This is a genomic window from Prescottella equi, from assembly GCF_020171745.1.
Lineage (GTDB): Bacteria > Actinomycetota > Actinomycetes > Mycobacteriales > Mycobacteriaceae > Prescottella > Prescottella equi_A.
Genome location: NZ_JAIVAH010000007.1, coordinates 179400 through 196170, shown reverse-complemented (window position 1 = coordinate 196170; position 16771 = coordinate 179400). Strand labels below are relative to the sequence as shown.

General features: G+C 69.1%; 15 protein-coding genes. 10 read left to right on the top strand and 5 right to left on the bottom strand.

All coding sequences use genetic code 11. The features are described 5' to 3' along the window. The first annotated feature begins 84 nt into the window (after window positions 1-84). Together LCL87_RS06060 and LCL87_RS06055 are read left to right on the top strand one after the other, a co-directional pair. Window positions 85-1242, top strand: a complete 1158-nt coding sequence (locus LCL87_RS06060; protein WP_225017679.1) for a magnesium and cobalt transport protein CorA — start codon at window positions 85-87, stop codon at window positions 1240-1242. A gap of 197 nt (window positions 1243-1439) precedes the next feature. Further along, the gene (locus LCL87_RS06055; RefSeq protein ID WP_225017678.1) at window positions 1440-1967 is read left to right on the top strand and encodes an OsmC family protein; all 528 of its coding nucleotides are present in this window, start codon (window positions 1440-1442) and stop codon (window positions 1965-1967) included. Window positions 1968-2024: 57 nt separating this feature from the next. Here the strand turns inward: LCL87_RS06055 and pdxR are convergent, their stop codons facing one another. Continuing rightward, window positions 2025-3443, bottom strand: a complete 1419-nt coding sequence (gene pdxR, locus LCL87_RS06050) for a MocR-like pyridoxine biosynthesis transcription factor PdxR (RefSeq protein ID WP_225017677.1) — start codon at window positions 3441-3443, stop codon at window positions 2025-2027. A 47-nt stretch (window positions 3444-3490) separates the two neighbouring features. Between pdxR and LCL87_RS06045 the strand changes: the two genes are divergently transcribed. From LCL87_RS06045 to LCL87_RS06010, 8 genes are all read left to right on the top strand, one after another. Next, window positions 3491-3958: a carboxymuconolactone decarboxylase family protein gene (locus LCL87_RS06045; RefSeq protein WP_225017676.1), complete on the top strand. Its 468-nt coding sequence runs from the start codon at window positions 3491-3493 to the stop codon at window positions 3956-3958. 48 nt (window positions 3959-4006) lie between these two features. Beyond that, window positions 4007-5080: an ATP-dependent DNA ligase gene (locus LCL87_RS06040; protein ID WP_225017674.1), complete on the top strand. Its 1074-nt coding sequence runs from the start codon at window positions 4007-4009 to the stop codon at window positions 5078-5080. Between the two features lie 3 nt (window positions 5081-5083). Then, complete coding sequence (locus LCL87_RS06035) at window positions 5084-6130, top strand: DNA polymerase domain-containing protein (RefSeq protein WP_225017671.1); 1047 nt, start codon at window positions 5084-5086, stop codon at window positions 6128-6130. Between the two features lie 128 nt (window positions 6131-6258). Next, complete coding sequence (locus LCL87_RS06030; protein ID WP_510850699.1) at window positions 6259-7521, top strand: serine hydrolase domain-containing protein; 1263 nt, start codon at window positions 6259-6261, stop codon at window positions 7519-7521. A gap of 12 nt (window positions 7522-7533) precedes the next feature. After that, window positions 7534-7740, top strand: coding sequence for a dodecin (locus LCL87_RS06025; protein ID WP_225017669.1), 207 nt, complete (start codon window positions 7534-7536; stop codon window positions 7738-7740). A 132-nt stretch (window positions 7741-7872) separates the two neighbouring features. Next, window positions 7873-9558, top strand: coding sequence for an FAD-dependent oxidoreductase (locus tag LCL87_RS06020; RefSeq protein WP_225017667.1), 1686 nt, complete (start codon window positions 7873-7875; stop codon window positions 9556-9558). A gap of 126 nt (window positions 9559-9684) precedes the next feature. Continuing rightward, window positions 9685-10674 (top strand): L,D-transpeptidase, encoded by a 990-nt coding sequence (locus tag LCL87_RS06015; RefSeq protein ID WP_225017665.1) that lies wholly within the window; start codon window positions 9685-9687, stop codon window positions 10672-10674. 25 nt (window positions 10675-10699) lie between these two features. Next, on the top strand, window positions 10700-11026 hold the full coding sequence (locus LCL87_RS06010) for a YnfA family protein (RefSeq protein ID WP_225017663.1): 327 nt from the start codon (window positions 10700-10702) through the stop codon (window positions 11024-11026). Window positions 11027-11045: 19 nt separating this feature from the next. On the opposite strand, the gene LCL87_RS06005 is transcribed toward LCL87_RS06010, so the two are convergent. The 4 genes from LCL87_RS06005 to LCL87_RS05990 all read right to left on the bottom strand — a co-directional run bounded on the left by LCL87_RS06005 (window position 11046) and on the right by LCL87_RS05990 (window position 16766). Continuing rightward, on the bottom strand, window positions 11046-12512 hold the full coding sequence (locus LCL87_RS06005; protein WP_510850698.1) for an APC family permease: 1467 nt from the start codon (window positions 12510-12512) through the stop codon (window positions 11046-11048). Between the two features lie 173 nt (window positions 12513-12685). Next, window positions 12686-14644 (bottom strand): M13 family metallopeptidase, encoded by a 1959-nt coding sequence (locus LCL87_RS06000; RefSeq protein ID WP_225017661.1) that lies wholly within the window; start codon window positions 14642-14644, stop codon window positions 12686-12688. A 124-nt stretch (window positions 14645-14768) separates the two neighbouring features. Continuing rightward, window positions 14769-15800 (bottom strand): peptidase associated/transthyretin-like domain-containing protein, encoded by a 1032-nt coding sequence (locus tag LCL87_RS05995; protein WP_225017659.1) that lies wholly within the window; start codon window positions 15798-15800, stop codon window positions 14769-14771. Window positions 15801-15902: 102 nt separating this feature from the next. Beyond that, window positions 15903-16766 (bottom strand): intradiol ring-cleavage dioxygenase, encoded by an 864-nt coding sequence (locus LCL87_RS05990; RefSeq protein ID WP_225017657.1) that lies wholly within the window; start codon window positions 16764-16766, stop codon window positions 15903-15905. Window positions 16767-16771: the final 5 nt, after the last annotated feature.

Here is a 16771-nt window from a genome sequence, read left to right as displayed (position 1 = left end):
TCCGATCGGGTGGCGTTCGACTGGTGTCTGCTGCCGCCGTGACCGACGGCGCCGCCGCGGACCTTCCCGAAAGCCGTGTTCGCCATGCGTGACAAGCGTCCCAACCGCTCGATCCTTCCTCGGCGTGCCGCCGGTACCGCCGACGACACCGTCTCGCCCGAGCATTCGATGGCTCCGCGCCACCCGGGCCAGACGCCGGCCGCTCAGCAGCAGCGTGCGGTCGAGTCGAGTGTCGTCAACAGTGCGGTGTACCGCGACGGCCGGCGCATCGCCTCGCCGTCGACCCTCGCCGAGGCGCTCGCGAGTCTGCCGGACGCGTCGTCGATGGCCTGGATCGGACTGTACCGTCCGGACGACGCGCAATTGTACGCGGCGGCAAAGCAATTCGACCTGCACGAGCTCGCGGTCGAGGATGCGATCGTCGCGCATCAGCGCCCCAAGCTCGAGCGGTACGGCGACACGCTGTTCGTCGTGCTCCGCGCTGCCCGCTACCTCGACGAGTCGGAGAGCGTCGACTTCGGCGAGCTGCACATCTTCTGCGGCCCCACGTTCGTGCTCACCGTCCGGCACAGCGAGTCGCCGGACCTGTCGAACGTTCGGCACCGTATGGAGAGCGATCCCGAACTCCTGAAGCTCGGTCCCGAGGCCGTGCTCTACGCGATCCTCGACGCCGTCGTCGACGGGTACGCGCCGGTCGTCGCGGGCCTGCAGAACGACATCGACGAGATCGAGACCGAGATCTTCAGCGGCGATCCGATGGTGTCGCGGCGCATCTACGAGCTCTCGCGCGAGGTCATCGAGTTCCAGCGCGCCACCAAGCCGCTGCTCGGCATGCTCCGGGCGCTGTCGGCGGGCTTCGACAAGTACCAGACCGACGAGGAACTGCAGAAGTACCTGCGCGACGTCACCGACCACGCCACGACGGTCGTCGAGCGGGTGGACGGATTCCGGGAACTGCTCGCCAGCATGCTCACCGTCAACGCGACGCTGGTCTCGCAGGCGCAGAACGAGGAGATGCGTAACCTCACGCAGGCCAGCTACGCGCAGAACGAGGAGATCAAGAAGATCTCGTCGTGGGCGGCAATCCTGTTCGCGCCCACGCTGATCGGCACCGTGTACGGCATGAACTTCGACAACATCCCCGAGCTGCACTGGGCCGGCGGCTACCCGTTCGCACTGATGCTGATGTTCCTCACCTGTTTCAGCCTCTACCGGATCTTCAAGAAGCGCGGCTGGCTGTAGCGCGTTCGGCGCGTTACAGTCTCGGCTGTGACCGGACCGCGCGTGATCGACCTCGGGATGCTGCTGACGCGGCGTCGCCATGTCGATTTCGCGCTCGTGTGCACCTGCGGTTGTCGTCGGTCCTGATCGACCCCGACGACACTTTCGCCGGGCCGCCCTCGGCTGCCCGCATCCGCACTCTCACGACAGGTTCTTCCATGACCACAGCTTCCGTCTCGCATCTGTCCGCCATCACCTCCGCGACCGCCGACGCCGTTGCGGACGACGCTTCCAAGGCACACGTCGTCTTCCGGGCGAAGGCCCAGGCGCACGACGCCGTCGCCAGCACCGTCTCGCTGGGTAAGTACACGGTGGAGGTCGACGAGCCGCCGGCCCTCGGCGGCGACAACGCGGCGCCCAACCCGGTCGAGTACTACCTGGCCTCGCTGCTGTCCTGCCACGTCGTCACCTACCGGTTCTGGGCCGAGCGCCTCGGGATCGTGGTCGACGACATCAAGGCCCGAGCCGAGGGTGACCTCGACGTCCGCGGCTTCTTCGGGTTCGACGACGCCGTCCGCCCGGGCTTCGGGGAGGTCCGGGTGGTCGTGACCATCACCGGACCGGAATCGCGCGAGCGCTACCTGGAACTGCACGCGGCGGCCGAGGCACACTGCCCGGTGCTGGACCTGACGCGTAACCCGACGCCGGTCGTCTCGGTGCTCGAAACCGTCGAGGCGAACGGCTGATCGACCGTCGGCGCTGTTCGTCGAAGCCGGCGAACAGCGCTGACGTCCGTCCCCGGTTCACGGGCGCGGCGGCAGGATCCGGCACAGCGCGGCGAGTGCCGGGGTGAGCGCGTGGTCCGACGGCGCCGCGTAGCCGACGACCAGGCCGTCGAAGGCGGGCGCGGCATCGGGATGCCGGTAGCCCGCGAGCCCGTCGAGTGCAATGCCCTGCGCTGCAGCGGCTTCCACGGTCGATGCCTCGGTGCCGGGCGGCAGTCGCAGCACGGCGTGCAGTCCCGCGGCGATGCCGGTGGGTTCGATGTGTGGTGCGTGCTCGGCGAGAGCGGCGGCCAGACGGTTGCGGCGAGCCCGATAGCGCAGACGCATCTGCCGGACATGCCGGTCGTAGGCCCCGGAGTCGATCAGATCGGCGAACGTGAGCTGGTCGACCACACCGGTCCACCGTTCACGCCGGCCCTTGACCTCCAGCACGGCGTCGACCAGCGACTCCGGCAGCACCATCCAGCCCAGGCGTAGGGCGGGCGAGAGACTCTTGCTGGCCGACCCGACATAGACGACGTGGTCGGGGTCGAGAGCCTGGACCGCGCCGACCGGTTCGCGGTCGTACCGGAACTCACCGTCGTAGTCGTCCTCGATCACCGTGCCGCCGCGCCGGCGTGCCCATTCCACCGCCGCGTGGCGGCGCACCGGATCCAGCGGGCCGCCGATCGGGAACTGGTGGGCCGGCGTGAGCAGTGCCGCGCAGACATCGTCGTGGTCGTCCAGTTCCGATGTCCGGGAGCCGTGTTCGTCCAGGCCCAGCGGCACGGTCCGGACACCCGCGGACGCCAGCAGAGTGCGGTGGAACGCCAGACCGTACGCCTCGACTGCCAGCGTCCCGCGCAGCACGCCGCCGCCGAACAGCAGACGCAGGGCGTCGGAGAATCCGGCGCAGATCACGATGCGCTCGGGCTCGGCGCGCACACCCCGGGCACGGGCGAGGTAGTGCGCGAGCGCGGTCCGCAACTCGAGTCGCCCCTGGGGGTCACCGGGCCCGAAGGCGCTGTTGGGTGCGTTCGTGAGCGCGCGGCGCGTCGAGGTCGCCCATGCCTTCCTCGGGAAGGCGGAGGCGTCGGGCAGTCCCTGCAGGAGATTGTGCTCGGGCACGGCGGTCGCGGTGGTCGGTCTCCCGGGCGTGCGCGGCCGCGGGAGGGCCGCGGAGCGTTCCGCCACGCGGGTGCCCGAACCCTGGCGTGCGGTGAGCCAGCCCTCGGCGACCAGTTCGGAGTAGGTGGCGGCGACGGTGTTCCGCGCGATGCCGAGGTCGGCCGCGAGCGACCGATAGGGCGGAAGTGCGGTCCCCGCGGCGAGTCGGCCGTCCTGGATCGCGGTGCGCAGCGCCTCCGCGAGAGCTGCTCGGCGCGAACCGGTTCCGGTCAGCTCCAGGTGCAGGTCGGAGCCGAGCCGTTCGGCGAAATTGACCCATGATTTCGACATCGGAATGCACCTCTCGGGTGGTCTATTCGCTCCCTACCGTAGTGGTCATGACTACTACCGCCGCCCCTCGACTCACCTTCGCCGACGCCGCCCCGAAGGCATTTCGGGCCCTGCTCGGTCTCGACGCCGCTGCCCGCGAGGGCGTCGACCCGGCGCTGATCGAGCTGATCCAGATCCGCTCCTCCCAGCTCAACGGCTGCGCCTACTGCCTGCACATGCACGTGGGTGACGCGCGCGCGGCGGGCGAGGACGACATGCGCCTGCACATGGTCGGGGTGTGGCGGGAGGCGCGGCACTTCTTCTCCGAACGCGAACAGGCCGCGCTCGCGCTGACCGAGGCCGTGACGCTGATCGCCGGCGGAGTGCCGGACGCCGTGTATGCCGAGGCCGCGGCGCACTTCGACGAGTCGGAGATGGCCCACGTCCTCGCGGTCATCTTCACGATCAACACGTGGAATCGGCTCGCGATCAGCACCGGCAAGATCGCCGGCACCGACGAGCGTCGCCGACCCTGACGGCGAAGCGCAGCGCGAAGACGGCCAACGGGTGCCACTATGGACCCCGTGCATCTCCCGATCGCGCCACCCCTGCAGCCGATGCTGGCCAAGGCCGCATCCGGAGTGCCCGAACAGCCCGCCGGCGAACCCGTGTGGTCGTACGAGCCGAAGTGGGACGGGTTCAGGGCCATCGTGTTCCGTGACGGCGACGACGTCGTTCTCGGCTCGCGCGGAGGCAAGGACCTCGCGCGCTACTTCCCGGAGATGGTCGACGCGGTCCGCGCGGAGTTGCCGCAACGGTGCGTCGTCGACGGCGAACTGGTGGTGCCACGCGAGATCGGCGGACGCACCCGGCTGGACTGGGGCTCGCTGTCCGAACGCATCCACCCCGCCGACAGCCGGGTGAGGCTGCTCGCCGCCGAGACCCCGGCCCAGTTCATCGGGTTCGACCTGCTGGCGCTCGGCGACGACGACTACACGAAGCGTGCGTTCGCGGAGCGCCGGGCGGCGCTGCTCGGGGCGATCGGTGGCGGGCCGAGTTGTCACCTCACCGCCGCGACGCTCGACGCCGCGACCGCCGAACGCTGGTTCGAGACGTTCGAGGGTGCCGGACTCGACGGTGTCGTCGCCAAGCGGCTCGACGGCCACTACCTGCCGAACAAGCGGGAGATGGTGAAGGTCAAGCACTCCCGGACGGCGGATGTCGTGGCGATCGGCTACCGGCCGCACAAGAGCCAGCCGGGCATCGGATCGATCCTGCTGGGCCTGTACGACGGCGGCGAACTGCACATGGTCGGTGGCGCATCGGCGTTCACCGCGAAGCGCCGCGTCGAACTGCTGGCCGAACTCGAACCGCTGCGGGTGGGCGACGACGTCGTCGCCGAGGGCGAGGCGACGCGATGGCGGTCGAGCGCCGACCGGAGCTGGGTGCCACTGCGTCCCGAACGGGTCCTCGAGGTCGCGTACGACCAGATGGAGGGCGGCCTGGGGGAGCGGGGCAGCCAGGCCGGAGTCCGGTTCCGGCACGCCGCCCGGTTCCTGCGCTGGCGTCCGGACCGCGACCCGGCGTCGTGCACGTTCGAGCAACTCGAGGTCCCGCTGCGCTACGACCTCGCCGACGTACTCACGGGAGAGAGCTGAAACATGGCGGCCACCAAGCGTTCTCCGGCGGAGGAGCTCGACGTCGACGGCGTGGCCGTCCGGCTGTCGAATCCCGACAAGATCTACTACCCGCGGCTCGGTCCCGAGGGCGGCACCAAGCGGCACCTCGTCGAGTACTACCTCAAGGTCGCGACCGGCGGTGAGCTGCTGCGAGCACTGCACGACCGGCCCACGCACCTGCAGCGTTACCCGGACGGGGTCGAGGGCGAGGAGATCTACCAGAAGCGGGTGCCGGCCAAGCGGCCCGAGCATGTGGCGTCGTGCGAGGTCACGTTCCCGTCCAAGCGCACCGCGGACGTGCTCCGGGTGCGCAGCGCCGCCGACATCGTGTGGGCCGCGAACCTCGGCACCGTCACGTTCCACCCGTGGGCGGTGCGCTGCCCCGACGTCGAGCATCCGGACGAACTGCGGATCGACTTCGATCCGCAGCCCGGCACCGACTTCGACGACGCCCGCCGCGTCGCACTGGACGTCATGCAACCGCTGCTCGACGAACTCGGACTGATCGGGTTCCCGAAGACGTCGGGCGGGCGCGGACTGCACGTCTACATCCGGATCGAGCCGCGCTGGGACTTCGTCGAGGTGCGCCGCGCCGGGATCGCGCTGTGCCGGGAGATCGAGCGGCGCAGCGGTGACCGGGCCACCACCCACTGGTGGAAGGAGGAGCGCGGCAAGCGCATCTTCCTCGACTTCAACCAGAACGCCCGCGACAAGACGATCGCGTCGGCCTATTCGGCGCGCAACACCCCGATCGCGACCGTCTCTACCCCGGTGACCTGGGAGGAACTCGCGTCCGTCGAGCCCGACGACTTCACCATCGCGACCGTTCCGGCACTGCTCGCCGGCCGCGGCGACCCGATGGCGACGCTCGACGACGTCGCGCACTCGCTCGACGTCCTGCTCGAGATGGCCGAGCGGGACGCGGCCGCTGGACTGGGGGATCTGCCGTACCCGCCGAACCATCCGAAGATGCCCGGCGAGCCCAAACGGGTGCAGCCGAGCCGCGACCGGGACCGCAAGGAGAACTGAAATCGGTCGCTTGACCAGGTAGTTCTTTCGCCCCGCTCATCGCGTATGTCTGTTTCGCTCCGCCGGAAACCCTTCCACGCTTACGCTGCGCCAATCACAATGGTGTGAGGAGCGGATCGGAGGTCGCGATGGCGATCCATGTGGAGCACGGCAACGCGCCGCGTACTGGGGCAACTGCCCCTGTTCGAGCCCCGCTCGGGCCGCCCACGGGCGTCCCGGCCGCCCCGCAGGCGCGCACCGAGATGCTGGTGCACCCGCGGTTCCTGTCCCTCGCGGACCGGTTCTTCTCCATGTACCGCCAGCCGCACAACGGCGGCGGAGCCCTCGTCGCCTACGTCCACGGCGAGAAGGTGCTCGACGTCTGGGCCGGGTACGCGGACCGCGACCGCCGGTGGGACAGCGACACCGTGTCGCTGTCGTTCTCCACGGGCAAGGGTGTCGCCAGCACCGTCACGCACCGGCTGGCCGAGCGCGGCATCGTCGACTACGACGCCCCCGTCGCCGCCTACTGGCCAGAGTTCGGCGCGGCGGGCAAGGACTCGATCACCATCCGGGACGTCCTGACGCATCGCGCCGGCCTGCACAAGGTCCGTGGCTTGGTGCCGGGACGCACCGGACTGCTCGACTACGAGACCGTCATCGAGGCTCTTGCGGCCGCGGCGCCGGATCCGCGTCGACTTCGGGGTCCCGGCTACCACGCCGTCACCTACGGGTGGCTGGTCGCGGAGACGCTGGCACGGGCCACCGGCAAGCCGTTCACCGAACTGGTCCGCGAGGAAATCGCGGAGCCTCTCGGGATGCCCGAGTTCTGGTACCGGGTGCCGCAGGCGCAGCGTGGACGGATCGCCAAGCTGTTCCCGCACATCAATCCCGGCGGCCTGGACTGGCGGATGACGTCGGCGGTCCTGTCCTTCGCGGGCCCGCTGCGCGGACTCGCCGAGGCCGCGATGCCCGACGGCTTCGACGAACTCGTCCGCAACCCCGCGGTGCACGACGCCGTGATGCCCGGGTGGAACGGCGTGTTCAGCGCCCGTTCGCTGGGCCGGATGTACGCCGCGATCGCGAACGGCGGCGTCATCGACGGCACCCGGTTCCTGCAGCCCGAGACCCTCGAGCAGATGGGGGCCGTGCAGACCCGCGACCGCGACTACGTGCTGGGCGTCAAGCTCGGGTGGCGGCTCGGCTACCACCCGCCGCTGCTGGCCAGCCGGGTCCAGCCCACCCGCGGGCTCGGGCACTACGGGGTGGGCGGCTCGGGCGCGTACGCCGATCCGGAGACGGGTCTGGCGCTGGCGTTCGTCACCAACCGGCTGGGCAACGCGGTCACCGCGCTCGGTGACCTGCGGTTGGCCAAGCTCGGCGCCGAGGCGCAGGCGATCATGCGTTCGTGAGGAGGTCTTCGGATGAGTGACCATGTCTATCGGGTGATCGAGATCGTCGGCTCGTCGAGCAAGGGCGTCGACGCCGCGATCGCCAACGCCGTCAGCCGGGCGAACGCGACCATGCGGAATCTGGAGTGGTTCGAGGTGATCGAGACCCGCGGTCACATCGAGGACGGGGCCGTGGCCCACACCCAGGTGACGTTGAAGGTCGGCTTCCGACTCGAGTGACCCCCGACTCGAGTGATCCCGGGACGCACCGATCACGTTCCGACGCAACGGAACCTCGACCGAAACTGAAACACGTTATAGTCTGAGCGAGAATGTCGGTCTCGGTGGGTACGCACAGGTAGGGAAACAACTGTGGCTTATGTGATTACGCAGGCATGCTGCAACGATGCATCGTGCGTGGATGTCTGTCCCGTCAATTGTATCCATCCGACGCCGGACGAGCCAGAGTTCGCCACCACCGAGATGCTCTACATCGACCCGCAGACGTGCATCGACTGCGGCGCGTGCGTCGACGAGTGCCCCGTCGACGCCATCTTCGGTGAGAACGAGCTCAGCGAGGCGCACTCGATGTACCCGGAGATCAATGCCGCGTACTTCGAGAAGCACCCGATCGGTCCGGACTGGCCCGAGCTGGCCTCGCCGCGGAAGCTGAGCGCCGATCTGGGCACGCTGCGTGTCGCGATCGTCGGGTCCGGCCCGTCGGCCTGCTACGCCGCGATCGAACTGACCTCACGCCCGCGCGTCGAGGTCGACATCTTCGACCGCCTGCCCACGCCGTACGGACTCGTGCGGGCCGGCGTCGCCCCCGACCATCCGGGCACCAAGGGCGTCGCGGACGTGTTCCGTTCGGCCCTCGGCAAGCGCTCGGTGCAGTGCCACTTCAACGTCGAGGTGGGGCAGCACGTGAGCCACGAGGAGCTCCTCGAACATCACCACGCCGTCATCTACGCGGTGGGCGCGGCCAGCGACCGTCGTCTCGGGGTTCCGGGCGAGGACCTGCCCGGATCGCACGCCGCCACCGAGTTCGTCGCCTGGTACAACGGCCATCCCGACTACGCGCACCACGAGTTCGACCTCTCCGGTGAGCGTGCGGTCATCGTCGGCAACGGCAACGTCGCGCTCGACGTCGCCCGCGTCCTCGTCACCGATCCGGACGAGCTGGCCAAGACCGACATGGCGGAGCACGCCGTCGAGGCGCTGCGCCACAGCAACATCCGTGAGGTCGTCATCGTCGGCCGACGCGGGCCCGCGCAGGCCGCGTACACCAACCCCGAACTGATCGCGCTCGGACAGATGACCGATGTCGACATCGTCGTCGATCCGGACGAGGTGATCCTGGATGCGGCCAGCCGCGAGTGGATCGACGGACCGGACTCCGAGCCGTCCGAGAAGCTCAAGGTGCGGCAGGCCGAGGAGTTCGCCAAGCGGACCACCGCGGACGGACGCAAGCGCATCGTGCTGCGCTTCCTCGCCTCGCCCGAGGAGCTCACCGGCAACGACCACGTCGAGGCCATCCGCCTGGTGCGCAACGAACTCGTCGCCGAGGAGGCGGGCAAGCTCTCGGCGCGTCCGACCGACCGCACCGAAACCCTCGAGACCGGCCTGGTGCTGCGGTCGATCGGTTACAAGGGCCTGCCGATCGCCGATCTGCCGTTCGACGAGCGCCGCGGCGTCGTGCCCAACGAGAACGGACGGGTCATCGACCCGGAGACCGGCAAGCCCGTCCCCGGCGTGTACGTCGCGGGCTGGATCAAGCGCGGGCCCACCGGCGTCATCGGCACCAACAAGCACTGCTCGGCGGCCACCGTCGATCTCCTGCTGTCCGACTTCTCCGACGGAATGCTGCCCCAGCCGTCCAGCGAGCGTGAGCACCTCGGCCGGATCGTCGGGGAGCGTCAGCCCGACGTCGTCGACTTCCAGGGCTGGCAGCGGATCGACAAGCAGGAACGCGCACTCGGCGCCGAGAGTGGACGTTCCCGCACCAAGATCGTCGACATCGCCGCGATGCTCGAGATCGCACGCGGCGAGGCCGGCTGAGGGGCGTAGCGGTTCGCGGCGGGTCGGTTGTGGGACGCGCGTCCGGTATGGCTGAATAAGACGTACCGGACGCCCGCTGTGGCGGCGCGACCGTGGCACGGTGTCGTCGAGCGAGGGGGTACGGACATGACCGGGCAGATCGCAGGACGTGGTCGGCAGAGGTGGTTCGTCCGGGCGGCAGCCGTGCTCGTCGGGGTCACCGCGGCCGGTGCCGCGCTCGTCGCTCCCGCGCAGGCCGCGCCGCTGTTCCCCGGCAGCGCGGAGATCCCCGGCGTCCAGCTTCCCGCGCTCGAGCTGCCGCAGATCCCCACGCCGCCACTGGTGCTCCCGCCGGGATTCGAGCTGCCACGTGAGATCCAGGCGTTGCTGCCGGCCGGCCTGGTCGTGACGGCTCCGCCGCCGCTCGGGCCCGCGAACTTCTCGGCACCGTCGCTGAATCCGGCACCCGGCGAGGTGGTGGGCATCGCGCAGCCGATCATCATCCGCTTCAACGAGGCCGTCGGTGATCGCGCCGTCGCCGAGCGGGCCATGCGGGTCACCACCGACCCGCCGGTCGAGGGGCACTTCTACTGGATCAACGACAAGCAGGTCCGGTGGAAGCCGACCCAGTTCTGGCCCGCCAACATCCAGGTCACCGTCCAGGCCGGCGACGCGCAGTCCACGTTCTCGATCGGCGACGCCCTCGTGACCGTCGCCGACGACAACACCAAGCAGATCACCGTCACCCGCAACGGCGAGATCGTCAAGACGATGCCGACATCGCTCGGCAAGCCCGGCTACGAGACCCCGAACGGCACCTACATCGTGGGTGAGAAGTTCCGCGACATGTACATGGACTCGTCCACGTACGGTGTGCCGATCGACGCGCCCGAGGGCTACCGGACGTACGTCGAGTACGCGACGCGAATCTCCTACAGCGGCATCTTCGTCCACGCCGCGCCGTGGTCGGTGCAGCAGCAGGGCTACAGCAACGTCAGCCACGGCTGCCTCAATGTCAGCACCGAGGACGGCCGCTGGTTCTTCGAGAACGCCAAGAAGGGCGACCCGGTGATCGTGCAGAACACCGCCGGCGGCATCCTCAGCGGCGCCGACGGGCTGGGGGACTGGAACCGTTAGTCCCACGGCCTGAGATATTGATGCCATGACCGTGACCCGTTCGATCCTGCTGTTCGTCCTGGCCGCGCTGTTCGAGATCGGCGGGGCCTGGCTGGTGTGGCAGGGCGTGCGCGAGCAGCGGGGCTGGCTGTGGGTCGGCGCCGGGATGATCGCCCTCGGCATCTACGGGCTGGTCGCCACGCTGCAGCCCGACGCCAACTTCGGCCGCATCCTCGCCGCGTACGGCGGTGTGTTCGTGGCAGGTTCGCTGCTGTGGGCGGTGGTCATGGACGGCTTCCGGCCGGACCGCTACGACATCATCGGGGCCGCGATCTGCCTGTGCGGTGTCGGCGTGATCATGTACGCGCGCTGAGGTATTCGATAACCGTCGGTCAGTGCTGGAAGACGCTGATGTCGCCGGGTTCGGTCTCGAGCACGTCGCGGCGGAAGCGCCACAACCAGAGAAAATAGGCGGCGCCGACCAGGATCAGTGCGGCGACGAGCACGACCGGCACCCGTGCCTCGACGGGCGAGACCACCACGAACAGCACGATCACCATCCACACCAGCGCACCGATCGCCACCGGCAGTTCGAACCGCCCGAGGTTGAAGGCGCCGGCTCTGCGGTCCAACCGTCCGCGCACCGCCAGGTAGAGGACGATCGTCCCGCCGTAGACGATCACCGTGAGGATCGTCCCGGCCACGATGAGTTTCAACAGCGCGGCACCCGGCAGCGCGAGCATCAGCACCACCGCGACGACGCAGATCAGGATCGTCGCCGGGATCGGGGTCTGCGTGCGCGGATCGATCCGCCGCATCAGGCCCGAGGCGGGAAAGCGGGAGTCGCGGGCCATCGCGAAGACGATCCGCGAGCACGCGGCCATGGTCACCATCCCGGCGCCGAAGAACGCGAAGGTGATCGCGACGAGCAGGATCCGCTCCACCACCGGGCCGAGTTGATCGCGCATGATCGCCGCGACCGGCGAGGCGCTCTCGCTGATGCGCGGGACGTCGTCGATCGCGACGGTGAGCGCAATCAGGAACACGAACCCCAGCAGCGCGGCCGCCACAACCGACCCCACGATCGCGCGCGGAACGCTGCGGAACGGATCCTTCGCCTCCTCCGCCAGGTTCGCTGCGGCGTCGAAGCCGACCAGCGTCGCCAGTCCCATGATCATCGCGCCCATCAACCCGCCGCCGATCGCGAAGTAGTCGGGCGCATTTCCGGTGACACCCCGCGAGGTGAGGTTGTCGACCGCCCCGTTGCCGGTGACCGCCACGGCCACGACGAGGGCGATCGCCAGCACCATCACGATCACCAGCTCGAGACCGACCGCGCTCGCGTTGATCATCGCGACGATGCGGGTCGAGAACACGACGATCAGGGCCTGTGCAAGCACCATTGCCAGCGTGATCAGCCGCGCGGTGCCCTCGTCCTCCGCGATTCCGAACAGCGGCATGAAGGCCTGGCTGGCAAGGGCGTTGTCGACCGCGACGACACCGAAGGACAGGTAGCAGACGGTGAGCCAGCCGAACCCCCAGCCGATCTTCGGATTCGCCAGTCGTGAGGCCCACTGGTACGTGGAGCCGCTGAGTGGGATGCGGGCAGCGAACTGCGCGTAGACGAGCGCCACCAGGATCTGCCCGGCCGCGACGACGACCCAGAGCCAGATCCCGACCGGCCCCGCGTCCTGCAGGACGTCGTCGTACGTGCCGAAGATGCCGACCGCCACCGAGATGAACGCGAACGAGATCGCGAACACCTGGAACGAGCCGAGCGTTCGCTTCAGCTCCTGGTGATAGCCACTGTGCTCGACGGAACTCGTCCCGGTCTCGGCGTCCGTCGGAGCTTCCGCCACCGTGTCACCTCACCGTCCGTCGGGCACTGCGGGATCGGAGCGAACTGGTCTGTCTCCCATGGTGCCCCGGACGGATTCGCGTGTCAGCGTTGGTTCGGTTCCCTAAATTCCTGTGCCGCCACGCGCAGGGCGGCTCGCCGGTCAAGGAAACCGGCGAACCGCCCAGTCGGAGATCACCAGATCTTGACGCGCTTCTCCGGCTCCAGGTACAGCGCATCGCCCGGCTCGACGCCGAACGCGTCGTGGAAGCTGTCGAGGTTGCGGATCACGCCGTTGCAGCGGAACTCCGGCGGCGAGTGCGGGTCGACGGCGAGGCGTCGGATCGCTTCTTCCTTACGCGCCTTGGTCCGCCACACCTGCGCCCAGCCGAAGAACACGCGCTGCAGGCCGCTCAGCTCGTCGAGCACGGGAGCCTCGCTGCCCTCGGTCGCGATGCGGTACGCCTCGAGTGCGATCGACAGGCCACCCAGGTCGCCGATGTTCTCGCCGATCGTGAACTCGCCGTTGACGTGATGACCCGGCAGGTCCATCGGCTCGAAGTCGTTGTACTGCTCGATGAGTGCCTTGGTCCGCTTGCCGAACTCGGTGCGGTCGTCGTCGGTCCACCAGTCGATCATGTTGCCGTCGCCGTCGTACTTGGCGCCCTGATCGTCGAAGCCGTGCCCGATCTCGTGGCCGATCACCGCGCCGATGCCGCCGTAGTTGGCGGCGTCGTCGGCCTCGGGATCGAAGAACGGGGGCTGCAGAATCGCTGCAGGGAAGACGATTTCGTTCATGCCCGGGTTGTAGTAGGCGTTGACGGTCTGCGGCGTCATGAACCACTCGTCGCGGTCCACCGGACCGCCCAGCTTGGCGATGTCGCGGTCGTGCTCGGCGGCGTAGCCGCTGCGGTAGTTGCCCACCAGGTCGGCCGGGTCGATCTCGACGGCCGAGTAGTCCCGCCACTTGTCCGGGTAGCCGATCTTCGGGGTGAACTTCTCGAGCTTCGCCAGCGCCGCCTGCCGGGTCTCCGGGCTCATCCACTCCAGGTCGGAGATGTTGCGGCGGTACGCCTCCTGGAGGTTCTCGACCAGCACCTGCATACGCGCCTTGGACTCCGGCGGGAAGTGCCGCTCGACGTACTGCTTGCCGACGGCCTCACCGAGCAGGTCCTGCACCAGCGAGACGCCACGCTTCCAGCGTTCGCGGTTCTCCTCGGTGCCGCTGAGGGTCTTGCCGTAGAACGCGAAGTCCTCGGCGACGATCGCCTCGGTCAGGTACGGCGCCCGCGAATGCAGGACGCGCCACGTGGCCCACGCCTTCCAGTCCTCGATCGGACGCGACGTCCACAGTTCGGTGAACGACTCGACGAAGCCGGGCTGACGCACCACGATCTCGGCGAGCTGCTCCGGCGTCGCCTGCAGGCCGGAAATCCAAGCATCCCAGTCGAATCCGCCGTATTGCGAGTGCAGGTCGTCGAGGGTCACCAGGTTGTAGCTCAGCTCCGCGTCGCGGCGCTTGACGACGTCCCAGTGGCCGGCCGCGATCGCCGTCTCGAGATCGAACACGCGCTGCGCGTCGTACTCGATCCCGGCCAGATCGAACATCTTCCGGATGTGCGCGACGTACGCCTCGCGGATCGGGGCGTAGTTGTCCTCGCGGTAGTACGACTCGTCGGGCAGGCCGATGCCGGACTGCGTGAAGTGCACCAGATAGCGTGCCGAGTTCTTGGCGTCGGTGTCGACGTACTGCCCGATCGCGCCGCCCACACCGGTGCGCTGCAGGCGTCCGACGATGCCCGCCAGTTCGCTCAGGTTCCCGGCGTTCGCGACGGCCGCGAGTTCGTCGGCGATCGGGGACAGCCCGGCGGCCTCGACGGCGTCGGCGTCCATGAAGCTCGAGTACAGGTCACCGATCTTCTGCGCGTCGGTGCCGTGCGCCGCACCGGACTCGGACGCCTCCTGGATGAGCGTCTTCACGTCCTCCTCGGCCTTGTCGTACAGCGTGCGGAACGCGCCGTCCACCGCGCGGTCGGCCGGGATCTCGTACTCGTCCAGCCATTTGCCGTTGACGTGCACGAACAGGTCGTCCTGCGGGCGCGTGCCCGCGTCGATGTGGGTCAGGTCGATGCCGGAATGCTGCGCAGTCGTCATCGCTCCATCTTTACACCGTCTCGGTCGGGGCGTCCGGTCCTCGCGCACCAACCCCGGTGGCCGAATGTCACATGCGTTCACTCCGAATGGACGCATGTGACATTCGGCCACACCAGGGGCAGGGTCAGACGTCGATGCCCAGGTTGATCGCCGCGAGCAGGCGATCCGGCTGCCGCGACGTCGCCATGAGGCCGGCCGCGTCGTAGATGCTGTCGGTGTCGTTGCGGGTGTCGCGACCGGTGTGGTCGGTGTACGGCGAGACGGTGGAGAAGACCTCGTCGTTGAGGGTGTCGTCGAAGTACAACTGCGTGGTGAGCACAGTCTTCTTGTCGACGTGCACCTTGAGGTGGATGTGCACGGTGCGGCCGGTGTACCAGCCGGGGAAGATCGTCGTGAACCGCACGATGCCGTCGGCGTCGGTGGTCTGCGCGCCGCGCAGGTAGGTGCCATCGTCGGTGGTGGTCGCCTCCTGGTCGCCGACACTGTACGAACCGTCCGACGTCTCGCCGGATCCGCCCATGCCGCCGGGAGCACCTCCGCCCGGACCACCCATGCCCTCCGGAGGCGTGCCGCCGGGCGGCGGACCGCCCATGCCGCCCTGCGGTGGCTGGCCCATGCCGCCGGCACCGGGTCCGCCCATGCCACCGGCACCGGGTCCGCCCATGCCGCCGCCCTGGTTCGCGGCGACGGACCCGGACTCGAACCCCGAGTAGACGCCGCCCGCGTCGCAGTGCCAGATCTCGACGACCGCGTTCGCGACGGCGCCGGCGCTGCCGTCGGCGCTGCAGTTCACCAGGTCCTGCACCCGCATCGCGAGGTTCAGTTCGAGCCCGGGACGGTCCTCGCGGATGTCGCCGCGGATGGAGTCGACGTCGAACCAGTACGGCCCCTGCGTCTCCTCGACCGCCATGACGCACTGCGGGGCCTGGTCGAGCAGCGCGAGCAGTTGCTCGTCGACGGTGCCGGTGGCGCCTGCAGACGACGCAGAGGACGCCGAGGACGCCGAGGACGCAGCCGCTGACGTCGTGGTGGCCGTCGAAGAACTACCGCCACCACTGCACGCCGCGAGCAGTCCGCTCAGGCTGACGGTTCCGCCCAGTGCGAGCGCCCGTCGTCGGCTGATCCGCAGCCGACTCAGTTCCACGTCCTTGTTCACGCGACATCCTTCCTCGCAACGAATGATTCGATACGACCAATCGTCGGCGAGTGGGCTGGCGTGCGGCTGGACGTCTGCTGTGAGCTTCCTGGGAACCGAAACTCAGGCGTCGAGTCCCAGATTGATCGCGGCCAGGATCCGGTCGGGTTCGCGGACGGTCGCCACGAGGCCGGTGTCGTGGAAGATGACGTCGGTGTCGTTGCGGGTGTCGCGTCCGGGGTGGTCGGTGTACGGGGAGACGCTCGCGAAGACGTCGTCGCTGAGCGCGTCGTCGAGGTACAGCTGCGTGGTCAGCACCGTCCGGCGGTCGATGTGCACCTTGAGGTGGATGTGCACGGTGCGGCCGGTGTACCAGCCGGGGAAGATCGTCGTGAACTGGGCGATGCCGTTGGCGTCGGTGGTCTGCGCGCCGCGCAGGTAGGTGCCGTCGTCGGTGGTCGGGATCTGCCCGTCGTCGAGGCTGTACGACCCGTCGGACATCGTGACGATCGACGACGCGCCACCGACCGCCGGCGCCTCGGTGCCGCCGTTCGCCGCGACGGACGCGGCCTCGTAGCCGGAGTACACCCCGCCCGCGTCGCAGTGCCAGATCTCGACGACCGCGTTCGCGACCGCGGGCGCGTCGCCGCCGGGGCCGCAGTTGCGCACGTCCTGCACCCGCAACGCGAGGTTCAGTTGCAGGCCGGGACGGTCCTCGCGGATGTCACGACGGATCGAGTCGACGTCGAACCAGTACGGGCCCTGCGTCTCCTCCACCGCCATCGTGCAGCGCGGCGCCTCGTCGAGCAGCGCGAGCAGGCGCGGTTCGATGTCGCTCGGGACGGCGGTGGTGGTCGCGGCCGGGGCGGCGTCGGGATCCGCGCCGCCGCAGGCCGCCAGGACGCCGCTGAGCGTCAAGGTGCCGCCCAGCGCCAGCGCCCGTCGTCGGCTGATCCGCAGCCGACTCAGCTCCACGTCCCGGTTCATGCGGT